The organism is Pseudomonas capsici, from assembly GCF_017165765.1.
Classification (GTDB): Bacteria; Pseudomonadota; Gammaproteobacteria; order Pseudomonadales; family Pseudomonadaceae; genus Aquipseudomonas; species Aquipseudomonas capsici.
The window spans coordinates 419,111-431,382 of record NZ_JAFGZD010000002.1 but is presented as its reverse complement, the minus strand read 5'-3'; the positions used below and the strand labels follow the sequence as shown (position 1 = coordinate 431,382).

At 55.8% G+C, this 12,272-nt stretch carries 11 protein-coding genes; 7 read left to right on the top strand and 4 right to left on the bottom strand.

Features of this window, described 5'->3' with window-relative positions:
- Positions 1-202: 202 nt before the first annotated feature.
- The 3 genes from JSY17_RS04590 to JSY17_RS04580 all read right to left on the bottom strand — a co-directional run bounded on the left by JSY17_RS04590 (position 203) and on the right by JSY17_RS04580 (position 2,132).
- A complete protein-coding gene (locus JSY17_RS04590) occupies positions 203-610 on the bottom strand; it encodes an NUDIX hydrolase (RefSeq protein ID WP_122370961.1) in 408 nt (135 codons plus the stop codon).
- Positions 607-1,698: a D-alanine--D-alanine ligase gene (gene ddlA, locus JSY17_RS04585; protein WP_201014402.1), complete on the bottom strand. Its 1,092-nt coding sequence runs from the start codon at positions 1,696-1,698 to the stop codon at positions 607-609. The genes JSY17_RS04590 and ddlA overlap by 4 nt, the downstream gene beginning before the upstream one ends.
- Before the next feature lie 155 nt (positions 1,699-1,853).
- On the bottom strand, positions 1,854-2,132 hold the full coding sequence (locus JSY17_RS04580) for a type B 50S ribosomal protein L31 (RefSeq protein ID WP_200998889.1): 279 nt from the start codon (positions 2,130-2,132) through the stop codon (positions 1,854-1,856).
- A gap of 321 nt (positions 2,133-2,453) precedes the next feature.
- On the opposite strand from JSY17_RS04580, the gene JSY17_RS04575 reads away from it, so the two are divergent.
- The 7 genes from JSY17_RS04575 to JSY17_RS04545 all read left to right on the top strand — a co-directional run bounded on the left by JSY17_RS04575 (position 2,454) and on the right by JSY17_RS04545 (position 11,108).
- Positions 2,454-2,819 (top strand): hypothetical protein, encoded by a 366-nt coding sequence (locus tag JSY17_RS04575; RefSeq protein ID WP_117166001.1) that lies wholly within the window; start codon positions 2,454-2,456, stop codon positions 2,817-2,819.
- Between the two features lie 668 nt (positions 2,820-3,487).
- Positions 3,488-4,030, top strand: coding sequence for a VOC family protein (locus JSY17_RS04570; RefSeq protein WP_206400709.1), 543 nt, complete (start codon positions 3,488-3,490; stop codon positions 4,028-4,030).
- Positions 4,031-4,164: 134 nt separating this feature from the next.
- A complete protein-coding gene (locus JSY17_RS04565) occupies positions 4,165-6,018 on the top strand; it encodes a hypothetical protein (protein ID WP_206400707.1) in 1,854 nt (617 codons plus the stop codon).
- A gap of 4 nt (positions 6,019-6,022) precedes the next feature.
- Entirely contained in the window at positions 6,023-7,063 is a 1,041-nt protein-coding gene (locus tag JSY17_RS04560; protein WP_206400706.1) for a ferritin-like domain-containing protein, read from the top strand.
- Positions 7,064-7,242: 179 nt separating this feature from the next.
- Positions 7,243-8,856 (top strand): FMN-binding glutamate synthase family protein, encoded by a 1,614-nt coding sequence (locus JSY17_RS04555; protein ID WP_117165997.1) that lies wholly within the window; start codon positions 7,243-7,245, stop codon positions 8,854-8,856.
- 162 nt (positions 8,857-9,018) lie between these two features.
- Positions 9,019-10,155 carry an OpgC domain-containing protein gene (locus JSY17_RS04550; RefSeq protein WP_200998894.1) on the top strand — a complete coding sequence of 379 codons (1,137 nt, stop codon included), beginning with the start codon at positions 9,019-9,021 and terminating at the stop codon, positions 10,153-10,155.
- Positions 10,156-10,421: 266 nt separating this feature from the next.
- Positions 10,422-11,108: a hypothetical protein gene (locus tag JSY17_RS04545; RefSeq protein WP_200998895.1), complete on the top strand. Its 687-nt coding sequence runs from the start codon at positions 10,422-10,424 to the stop codon at positions 11,106-11,108.
- Positions 11,109-11,164: 56 nt separating this feature from the next.
- Here the strand turns inward: JSY17_RS04545 and JSY17_RS04540 are convergent, their stop codons facing one another.
- A complete protein-coding gene (locus JSY17_RS04540) occupies positions 11,165-12,067 on the bottom strand; it encodes a hypothetical protein (RefSeq protein WP_206400704.1) in 903 nt (300 codons plus the stop codon).
- Positions 12,068-12,272 lie beyond the last annotated feature (205 nt).

Here is a 12,272-nt window from a genome sequence, read left to right as displayed (position 1 = left end):
CGGAGCAATGGCTTTGGTTACTTTGGCCGAAACCAAAGTGACGCGCCGTAAAGGCGCAAGGCGGCCTCAAGCCGAACTTTCAATCGACAACCACACGGCACCTGTTTGTTGCGCGACAGCGCGGCGGCGGGCGAACTCCCACAGTGCTCTTAAGGACTTGCACCACTTAGTGCAGACAGAGCCAATGAATTCGCTACCGTGATCAGGCCTCTTCGCGCATCTCGCGATAGAGCGGCAGGATCAGGTCGCGGGTCAAAGGAGCCAGTACCAGTTCCGGGTGTTGCTCTGGCCCGACCCAGATGATTTCTTCGATCTCGGCACCCGGTACGACCTGGGCATCGGTGCGTACGCCGAACAACTGGCAGTGCACTTCAAAACCCGGCTCGTGGGCCGCCGGTGCGCTGAACTCGCCTAGGAAAATGGCCTGTTGCGGATCAATCACCAGGCCCAGTTCCTCTTCCAGCTCCCGAACCAGCGCATTCACCGCTGGCTCGCCAACTTCGATCTTGCCACCCGGCTGCATGAAAGCCTCGGTGCCACGCTTGCGTACCAGCAAAGTCTGGCCGTCCGGGGCAATCAGCAAGGCCGCGGCAATACTGATGATCTTCATGCAAAGATGTCCGTCTTCAGCAAACCAGCTTCATCATCACGCTCCAGTGCCAGTCCGATCAAGCGATCGATCAGCCCGGCGTAGGACAGACCGCTGGCCTGCCAGAGCTTGGGATACATGCTGATGGAGGTGAAACCGGGGATCGTGTTGACCTCGTTGATGATGATCTCCCGCGCCTCGGTGACGAAGAAGTCGACACGCGCCAGACCGGCACAGCCCAGAACCCGGTAGGCCTGCAAGGCAACCTCGCGCACCTGCTCGGCGAGTTCCGGCGCAAGTTCGGCAGGGATGGCGATACGTGCCTGATCGCCGTTGAGGTATTTGGTGTCGTAGGCGTAGAACTCGTCGTTGGCGATCACTTCGCCGCAGACGCTGACCTGCGGCTCGCGGTTGCCCAGCACCGCACATTCCACTTCACGACCGACAATGCCCTGCTCGATGAGCACTTTGTGGTCGAACTGGAAGGCCAGCGCCAGAGCGGCTTCAAAACCGGCTGCGTCGGTCACTTTGCTGACGCCCACCGAAGAACCCTGGCTTGCCGGTTTGACGAACATCGGCAGCCCCAGTTGCCCGGCCACGTCACTGAACTGTGCCGTCTGGCCACGCACCAGCACCACGAACGGTGCCACGCTGATGTCGGCATCGCGCAGCAAACGCTTGGTCACGTCTTTATCCATGCAGGCCGCAGAACTCAGCACATCCGGTCCGACAAAGGGAATCGCCAGCAGGCGCAGCAGGCCTTGCAGGGAACCGTCTTCACCGTAGGCACCGTGAATCAGCGGGAACACGACATCGATACGCTTGAGTTGCTCGCCCGACTCGACCTCGACGAACTGCCCGCCCGCGCTGCCAGGCAACAGGGCCAGCAGCTTGCCTGAAGTACTCAGTCTGATCTTTGCAGGATCGCTGGCATTGAGCAGGTAATCGCTTTCCTCGAACCGCAGCCAGCGGCCCAGCTTGTCGATGCCGATCAAGGTCAGCTCGTAGCTTTGGCGATCAATCGCATTGATCACGTTGCGTGCCGATTGCAACGAAACCTCATGCTCGCTGGATTGCCCACCGAAAACGATGGCGACTGATTTTTTCAACGCGGGTACTCCTGTTTTTCAGGCCGCGAAGATAAAAGCAATGCCCGGCATTAGTCCAGAGGCTCAGTGGTCGCATGTCCGAAAAGCAGACAAAAAAATCCCCGATCCGGACAATCCTGCACAGATCGCCCGGAATCGGGGAATGGGCACACGCATCAAGCGGACGGGGTGCCCGTCTTGCTGCCGGAACTGAAGCCTGCAAAGCGCTTGTTGAAGCCCGCGATACGGCCTTCGGTGGTGGTCTTGCGTTGCTGGCCGGTATACATCGGGTGCGAGGCACTGGACACGTCGAGCGCCACGTAAGGATAGGTATTGCCGTCGGTATGCTGTTGCGTGCGATCGGTATCGACTGTGGAACCGATCAGGAAATACACGTCGGCAGCCGTGTCGTGGAACAGCACGGTGCGATAGGCAGGATGGATATCGGGTTTCATGGGGGGCTCCGGGTAAGTCGCTATAGAATTGTTATAGCATAACATATCAATCCTCATTAATGATAATCAATGCTGTTTGCTGGTCCCCCCTGAACTTGATCGGGCTGGCGCTTGAAGCTATGGTTCGCCCCGCCTCTGCCAAATCAGCGGCCCGGGATGGGTCTCCCGGCTTACTGGTAGCCAGGAAAGCACGCCCGCCGGCACGGCATCCAGTCAAGGGCGAGCCGTGGGCACGCCAGCGCCTACTACTCACAGCCGCACGGATCCGTCCACCGATCGGTCTTGGACTGCGGATGAAATAACAAGTCAGTAGGATTTCTCATGCCTGATATCACCCACTATGACCTTCCTCATTCCGCTTACGAGCGCCTGATCGAAGCCCGCGACTCGCTGCGCCTGCTCGATGGTTACGTCAACAAGACCGATGTGCTGTGTAACCCCTCGATGCTGGTGGGTTATGTCTCGATGCTGCAAAGCGCCTTGCAGGAAGTGATTGCTGCCAGCACTCCCGCAGAACCACGCGACAGCTTCATGCGCAAGGCAGATGAGTTGGGCTTCGTTGCGCTCAACCCCAAGGAGCAGGCCTTGATTCAGCATCTTCGCTGGACCAGTCTGGAAGGACGGGAAGATGTCTATGCAATGGCCGAACGGCTTCGGCATATCAAACCGTGGGTATTGGAAAGTTGAAACGCTGAACTCACAACTTGATAGTTATCAGGTCGTTGCAGGGAGAACAGCAACCTCAATAATCATGCACTTTATAAGCGCCAGGAAGACAGCTATAAAACCCCGTTGAAAATGAGAAACATTCCTTATTTTTTCCGCATGATGTTTATATCGAAGCGCCCCGTTCGATAAATATATTTTTCATTAACACTGTGGCATTAACCATGAAGTCATCTACCTTGAAACTGCCTTTTCAAATCACAGGCATTGGAAATTTTCATAGGTAACACAACTACTTGGCATTTTGCCTTTATTGCAGTGAACACTCTTTGACTTGCAATGCCACGGCCTCGACGTTCAGGTTTCCGCTTGCCTGTGACTGGACGGCCCCTCGTAAAACAGTATGCATATAGAGACATCTGAAGAGTGAAGCACTCTGTATCGCCGTGCCTGAACGCTAACTGTTTATATTCAAGGAGGAAATATGCCGATCAGTCTGACTTCGCAGTGGTTCATCCAGCCTGGCCAGGAAATGGAAGCACGCCAGGCCTTGATGCAACTTGCCCTCGACGTACAAGCCAGCGAGCCCGGTACCCTCACCTATCTGGTCCACACGCCCTTCGGCGCCGATGCCCGCCTGCAATCGCTACCGCCACCTGATCCATTGCTCGTGTTGTTCTTCGAGACGTATGCAAGCCCCGGATGCGTTTCTCGCCCATGTGAACGGGCCGCTCTTCACCGACTTCGTCGCGCAGCACGGCCACTGCTTCGTATCGTCGAACGGCAAGCCCTATACCACCGTGCAATTTCTCGACACGCTGGCCGGCTTTTCCGGGCGCAGCCTTGAAGAAACAGAAGTGGCCAGCAATCGGCATCCGGCAGTGATGTTTGAAATCATCGCCAGGGATTCGGCAGCAGCCAGGGCTTTCTATCGACAAGTGTTCGGCTGGCAGTATCAGACCGGAACGGGCGGTTTTTCCTATATCCACTTCCCGGCAGGTATTCCGCCGCTGCTGGGCGGGATAGGCCAGGCCGATCCCGCCATTCCCGGCTTCGAGCCAGGGCATAACTTCTATCTGCTGGTCGATGCGCTGGAGCCGGTGCTTGAAGCTGCGCTTGCGGCTGGCGGATCGGCATTGATGCCGCCAGCCGCAATCGATGGCTACCGCTTCGCGATGTTCAAGGACCCGGAAGGCAATCCGGTCGGCCTCATCGAACCCTTCAACACCTGAACACGCTTTCTGGCAGGACGCAGCACGGACACACCCTTTCGCAACATGGACGCAACAAGGAGGTATTCGACGTGAGTTATCTGAACTCCCTCAGGCTTCACTTTTCCGGGAAATTCCAAGCCAATGTGTCGACGGTGAATAATGACGCCGGCCACTATGACAACGATGCGTTCAAATCCAGCTATCAAAAACTGGAAGGCCCGCATATGAAGCCGCCTAACGGGTGGTTCAATCCGCAGGGGGACGCAGCCTTCCGTTTACTGGGCTGTACCATCAACTCAGCCTGGACCCCGGCGGGTGCAGTGACTCCGTCAGATCCCGTACTGCGCTACATCATTGCCGACTCCAACGGTCGGGTGCCCGCCAAGATGGTCGACCTCGATCCAGAACAACAACTGGTATCGGAAATATGGGGCCTGGAGGTACGAATCGCAGACCTCAACGGCGACACGCTTTTTAGCGGGCAATTCCTGCCTGCTGCCTTCATCGATATATGGGATCGCGCAACCGGTTCGGGTTCAGGAGACATCGGTGCAGGCGCGATGTATCAATCGATATTGCACAATCTGCAATGGGGTGATGTTTCTCACTCTGCATTTCTGAGCCAGTTGAAACAGGCCGCCCAGGCTACAGGACAGTTGTCGATCAAGTTCAATGTTGACGGCCTGAACATGGACAATACATCGCCAGACTTCATGTGCGGTCGAATCGTAGGCACGATAGGGCCTTATCTGGAAAAGGAGCCTCGACATCTGGTGCTTGGCCGCCACTTCATGGCAGCGGTTTCACCTCAGGGAAACTTCTTCACTCCCATTGGCGGTATCAACTTCTTTGCCGCTGTCATCGATACAGAAGCAAGTTGCATTTACCTCGACCTGGGCAATGCAATCTCTACAACAGCTCCGGGTGCAGGCCTTAACGATCTCGGAGATCTGCAGCTCGGCGCTTATGAGCCGAGCCTGAAAACCACAGGTCCGGGGTGCTCCATCATTCCTCTCGGAACCATTGCCTCTCAGGGAAGTGGTGGCTATTCCAGCAACCCCGACTGGTATGCAAAGACTGCAGGCATCGTAGTACTACCGCTGTCGGTGCAACAGCTTCAGGCTGCCCAGACAAATGTGCTGCTCCTGTCGGGCAACCAGGGCATCATCATTAATGAATGGACAAATGCAGCGTTTATACGTGCCGACAAATTTGTCTATCGTCTGAGCCCAGACGAAAAAGTCGATATCCCTGTCTACGCAACGCAGTATGGCCTGCCATTGGCAGGGATTTCGGTGTCATTCATGCTTGACGCCTCGCAATTGCAACCAACACCTGACGCCCCTCCTTATGTCATGGCTTCCCCGCCGGTGGCGACTCCAGAAAACGCCCTGCACTTCGCCTCAACAGCAGTAACCGACGCCAGCGGAAAAGCCGTCTTGTCACTCAGCACATACGATCCGGGAATACCTCGCCGTTTCAAAAACAGCAGTTCCTCAATCGATGGCCAGGTCTATGGCATCCGACCGGTATTCACTGAAGTGGGCATGAACGCAGGCCCCGTCAACCAGTGGGACTTCATCAGTTTTCTACTCTGGAGCGGCTACACCATTCCTGCATCACCAACCTGGGATGATATCCAGCCGATCTTCCAGCAATACGCCAACCTCTACCCGGTGATGCTGCGCTTCCTGAACATGGCGGATTTCGATTCGGTGGTGAAAACCGCCGGATTACTGACCCTCGCGTTCAGCCTGGATATCCAAGACGCCAACTCGATGCCGGTGACCCGGGACCTGTCTCCCGCCAAGCGTCAGGCCATTCTTGCCTGGCTCAAGAATCCCTTGCCCGGAACGAAAACAGCCACCAGGGCGGCACCTCAAGTCGATGCGGCCACCCAGGCTGCGGCTCCAACAGGCAGTGCGCCAGCCAGTGCAGCGCGAGGAGGCAAAGCCGCGGCAATTGCCCGTCGCCTGATCAACCAGACCCAGCCAGCAAAGGGGTAATGCCATGATTCGTCTGCAACGCTCAATGATTGCGGGCCTGCAAGGCCCCAACGTCACGGTACAACAGGTACTGGATGCGCTTCAGTCCGCTGTCGAACTGGAGCACTCGACCATCCCGCTTTATCTGTATGCGCTCTACTCGATCGATGCCAGCAAAAATGCGGAAATCTCCGCCATCATTTCCTCGGTGGTCATCGAAGAAATGCTGCACATGACACTGGCGAGCAATGTGATGAATGCCCTCGGCGGCTCGCCTGTCATCGACTCACCGGGCTTTATCCCCAACTATCCAGGCCCGCTGCCCGGCGGCGTGCAATCGGACCTGACCGTGCATCTGGCCCCCTTCTCACAGACACAGTTGCAGACTTTCCTGCAGATCGAGGAACCGGAAAAAGCGCTCGATTTCAAACTGCTTGCGGCGCAAGCCGATGTCACCATTGGCCAGTTCTATACCGCCATTTCGGACGCCATCGCGCAACTGGGTGACGGAGCCTTTCTCAATCCATCGCCCAATCAGGTTGGCCCCGATCTGATGTGGGGGTCGGTGGTTGTCAGCAATGTCGCCACAGCACAGCAAGCCATCACAACCATCATCGATCAGGGCGAAGGCACATCAACCTCCCCCCTTGAAGTCGAAGGCGGAGGATACGCGCACTACTATCGCTTCATGCAGATCCAGAAAGGCAAACTACTGATAGCAACACCCGACGGCGGTCCGGCCCCCGAGGATAAGTATGCCTATGCCGGTGCAGCGATAAACTTCGATCCTACGGGCGTCTACCCCGTCGCTACCGACCCCGGCCCCTATAAGCCGAACACGGTGCAATCCTTCGCCAACGACAATTTCAACTACACCTACACCAGTCTGCTCCAGTCGTTGCATGCCATGTTCAACGGCGATTCGAGCCAGAACCGGATGAATACGGCGATGGGCCTGATGATGTCGCTCAAGGGCCAGGCCAAGGCGATGATGTCCGGCATACCTGATCCAACAATCTTCACAGGCCCGACGTTCCAGTACCAGCCGACCAACCCCGCCAACTGACAATATCTTCGATCAAGGGCGAAGAACCGCAAGACAGCGGCCTTCGCCCTTATTCATTTACCGCCTGCCTGCTACATTTCTCATGCAACGGCTCGTCAGCCGACCATCGATGTATGCAGTCCTGCAGCAAAAAGACGGGGCGCATGTGTAGAGAACCGTTATCAGCCCAAGGATGCCATATGAGCCTATCGCTACTCAGTCGTTATGCAGTCTTCGTTGCTTGCGTGCTGTTCACCCTGTTCAGCCTGCCGTTCTGGCACCACGAGTGGCTTTGGCCATTTACCTTGCTGACCGCGGTACTGAGCGTGGTCGGTATCATCGATCTGCTGCAATCCCCACATTCGGTACGTCGCAACTACCCGATCCTGGGCAATATCCGTTATGCCGTGGAAGCCATACGCCCGGAGATTCGCCAATACCTGCTGGAATCCGACAGCGACGCCCTGCCCTTTTCCCGCGCCCAGCGCTCGCTGGTGTATTCACGGGCCAAGAACGAAACAGCCGACCGGCCTTTCGGCACGCTGATCGATGTCTATGAAACCGGCTTCGAGTTCATCGGCCACTCCATGCGCCCGGCCCCTCTGAGCGACCCGAATTCGTTTCGCGTGCTGATCGGTGGTCCACAATGTACCCAGCCGTATTCGGCCTCGATCTTCAATATCTCGGCGATGAGCTTTGGTTCGCTCAGCGCCAATGCCATTCGGGCCTTGAATCAGGGTGCCAAACTGGGCAACTTCGCCCATGACACTGGCGAAGGCAGTATCAGCCCGTATCACCGGGAACATGGCGGCGATCTGACCTGGGAGCTGGGCAGCGGTTACTTCGGCTGCCGTGGCGCAGATGGTCGCTTCGATCCAGAGCGCTTCGCCGCACAAGCCCGTGACCCGCAGGTGCGCATGATCGAAATCAAGATGAGCCAGGGTGCCAAACCGGGCCATGGCGGGATCCTGCCCAAACACAAGGTCACTCAGGAAATCGCCGATACCCGCGGCATTCCCATGGGTGAGGATTGCATTTCCCCGTCCCGGCACAGCGCCTTCTCCACCCCTTGCGAATTGATGCAGTTCATCGCTCAACTGCGCGAGTTGTCTGGCGGCAAACCGGTAGGCTTCAAATTCTGCCTGGGCCATCCATGGGAGTTCATGGGGATCGCCAAGGCCATGCTCGAAACCGGTATCTACCCCGACTTCATCGTTATCGACGGTGCCGAAGGCGGTACAGGGGCCGCACCTGTGGAGTTCACCGACCATATAGGCTCACCGATGCGTGAAGGCCTGCTGTTCGTGCACAACACCCTGGTCGGCCTGAACCTGCGGGACAAGATCAGGCTCGGCGCCAGCGGCAAGATCGTCAGCGCCTTCGACATTGCCAGCGTGCTGGCCATCGGTGCCGACTGGGCCAACTCGGCGCGAGGGTTCATGTTCGCCATCGGCTGCATCCAGTCGCAAAGCTGCCACACCAATAAATGCCCGACCGGCGTTGCAACACAGGACACCCTGAGGCAACGAGCCCTGGTCGTGCCGGACAAGGCCCAGCGGGTCTTCAACTTCCACCGCAACACCCTCAAGGCCCTGGCCGAAATGCTCGCGGCTGCCGGGCTTGACCAGCCATCGCAACTGGAGGCCAAGCACCTGGTTCGCCGTATGTCGGCGACGGAAATCAAACTGTTCTCGCAGACACATGTATTCCTGCAACCGGGCCAGTTGCTCAATGGCGTACAGGACGACAGTTTCTATTCACGGATGTGGCGAATGGCACGCTCGGACAGCTTCGAGCCGGCCGAACTCAACTGACCCGACCGCAACGGAGACATTCTGTAATAGCCCGGCTTTTGCTTTTCTCGTTGATTAACGCCACCCTGCCGCGCCGCCGACCGACACTGACTGGCGGTGCGGAACCTCAACCCACTGCGGTTGATCCTTAATCAATCGACAAACTTTCAAGAGCCCACCGTTATGAGTAACGGACGCGATTATCGAATCGACTTCTTTCGAGGTTTGGCGCTGATCTTCATTTTCTGGGATCACGTGCCCGACAACCCCTTGGCACAACTGACCGTGCGCAATTTCGGCTTCAGCGATGCAGCGGAGATATTCGTCTTTCTGGCTGGCTACGCTGCGATCCTGGCTTACGGGGGAATCGCCCGGCGCGATGGCATGCTGGTAGCCTGTGTACGCATCCTGCGCCGCACCTGGGTCTTGTATGTGGTGCATATCTTTCTGCTGACGCTGTTGATGGGCATCGTCTTCGTGGCCAACAACCATGTCGAAACCCGCGACATGGTCCAACAGATGGGCCTCGAATACTTTGTCGGCAATCCGCAGCAGGCGCTGGCCGACGAATTGCTGCTGCGCTTCAAACCCAACCTGACCGACCCGTTGCCGCTCTACATCCTTCTGCTGCTGGCGCTGCCGTTGATCCTGCCGTTGATGCTGCGCAAGGTTGAATTGGCAGTGGGCCTGTCCATTGCGCTGTACCTGATGGTGCCGCTGTTTGGCTGGAACCTGCGCGCTTACGAAGGTGGCGGGGTCTGGTATTTCAACCCGGTGGCCTGGCAACTGCTGTTCGTACTGGGCGGTGCCTGTGCATTGCAAACCACGAAACCGGCCATCCCCAAGGTCGAACAACGCTCATTGCACCAACAGCCGCTGTTTTTGCTGGCCGCCATGTATGTGGTGATCGCAGGCGTGCTGACCTTCAGCGAAAAATGGCCGGAACTGCATGGCGAGCTGGTTTCGCTCCTGGGTCTGGAGGCCCTCTACCCCATCAGCAAGACCGACCTGGCCCCTGCCCGGCTCGTGCACTTCCTGGCTCTGGTCTACGTGGTCGCCAAACTGCTGCCGACCCGCCATACCTGGCTCGACAACTGGCCCGCACAACAGACCTGCCGCATGGGACGCTACTCGCTGGAGGTCTTCTGCCTGGGCGTATTGCTCGCCCCCCTGGCCGATATGGCCAACGCACTGGCCGGCGATACCTGGCCGATGCAAGTCACCACCGCGCTGGTCGGGCTTGGTTTGATGGTGCTGATGGCCAATGGGCTGGAATTGAATAAACGTCTGGGAAGACCACAGAGAGTGGTTACGGCTTGAGGCAGGTTTTAATGTAAACAGGCTGGCAAACAGGGATGTTTGCCAGCCTGTACGATTACGGAGGCTACGTTGACCAACGCTTCCTATCCAACAAAAGCCCCTTGAAAGACTGACAAACTTTACTGACTTAACCGATATAAAAAGAGAAAAACCCTACAACTTCCCCAGCATACTTGCATCTAGGAATACTCCTACAAACTTATCAGGACAAGTTTTACTTTCAGCGGCCGCTACTGATAGAGCGTCAACTCATAAAGGAGAAAGACATGAATATCGGCAGCGTTGTATCAACCGCAGTGAAACCTCAACTATCTTCTGTTCAGCCTGGTGCTTCAACTCCCATGAAAACGGCTGCTCCAGAAGCAGAATCCGGCATGAGCGCCAAAGAGGCACGGGCCAAAGAGTTTTATACTCGGGAGGAGGAGCCATGGAAGAACAAGCTTTACTACAGTGGTTCTGGAGACCCTGACGAAGTAGGGACTCCCATGACCAAGGAAATTTTTCTGGGCTTTGAAGAAATGCGTTCCGTCTCATACCTTTCTCTTCAACAATGCTATTACGATAATTTCAGAAAAGAACTCATTGAATTGAAACCGGAACTGGCGAAAAAGGGCTTTAGCTATACCCTTGGTGATGACGCCAAGATAAAAGTTATCTCATATGAAAACAGCCTGAGCGAGGATGAGATAAAGTGGCTTAGCGACACACTCAACCACATCGAAGACTTCAAGGAAAGCGTTCAACTCCATGCTAAAAGCATGATGACTCTGGTGGATCACGATACAGAAAAATTTGGAGGAAAATACAATCTCAATCTCATGAATTTTCAAGACACCATTGATTATGGAAAAATCGTGGCCGTCAGGAAAAATGACCTGAGCGATGAGTGGATACGGCAGATTCATCAAAATGCAGAGAAGCGGGAATCTCCACGGATCGATATAAAGGCTTGACTAACGGATGGGGGAGTTGTCCAACCAGACAGCCCCCTCCAAGTCATACCCTATTTTCAGTTTCTTGACCAATTAACCAGCGTTCTCTTGCAGATATGTCCAAAATCGTAAACATGCGGTTTATCTTCCAAACTCCCTAAAAGCAAATTCCGCGCACTGTAACTTCCAGCTTTATAGAGAGTGCTCCATGTATTCCTGCCATTGTGTTTATGAACAAAATTATCTGCATACCTCCCTCCCTCACAAGGGCTGAACTCGATGAGTTTTGAGATTTTCCCTGATGCATCAGACGTAAACTCTTCCTCAATTTCCTTATACCCGTGATGAGGCTCCAATCTGAAACCCATCACCCCACCCTCCAACGGATAAGCCTTGCTATCGGTAAATGTCCCCTCAAGCAATGTCTTCGTAAAAGCCTGCGTAGCCAGAAAAGGTGGCTTGGTCAGCCCATAAGGTATTTTCAGCAGACCCTCTTCATGATGAAGGTCATAGCGCATATGAGGGTATGAGCCGAAAACGATACGGTAGCCCGCTTTATCAAATCGGACGCCGTCAGAAGCCAGCACCCGAATATTGATCCGCGCTCCCGGTTTCAGGCCCCGGAAGGCCTCAGGCCCGTCGTACTTCTTGAGCTGCCATGCTCCACCATCGAGCTGATATTCAACCTTCCATACCCGGTTCGATACACCACCTCCGGGCGTTGCAAGCAATACATCCTGTCCGCGAACGGCTGTAAAACTATAACGATCGACCGAGGTGACGCTCTGCAATGTCTGTTCGATCTGATGAATACGGTCGCCCAATACCGTGAACGCTTCGCCGTCGATCTCTTGCACCTGGGCAGCAGTCGAAACAGAAGGCCCGACAGCGCCCTCGATCTGTGCCAGGGCATGGCATGAAAACGTCCATAAAACACCGGATAAAAACGCCGGGTAAAACCAGTTCATGTTTTTGTTCATGACAACTTCCTTGGTATTTATTTCATGCGGGGCAGTCTTTGCCACCAGGTTTTGTACGGAAGGTGCCTGCGCTCGGCCATGCGGCGTTAAAAACCGGCTCGTACGCGAGTCCGACCGTTCCTCGCCGGTTTTTGCCTTGCCTGACCTTCGTTCGCCGACTTTTCGTACAAAACCTGACAAGCCGGACGTAATCACCAAGCCCGGC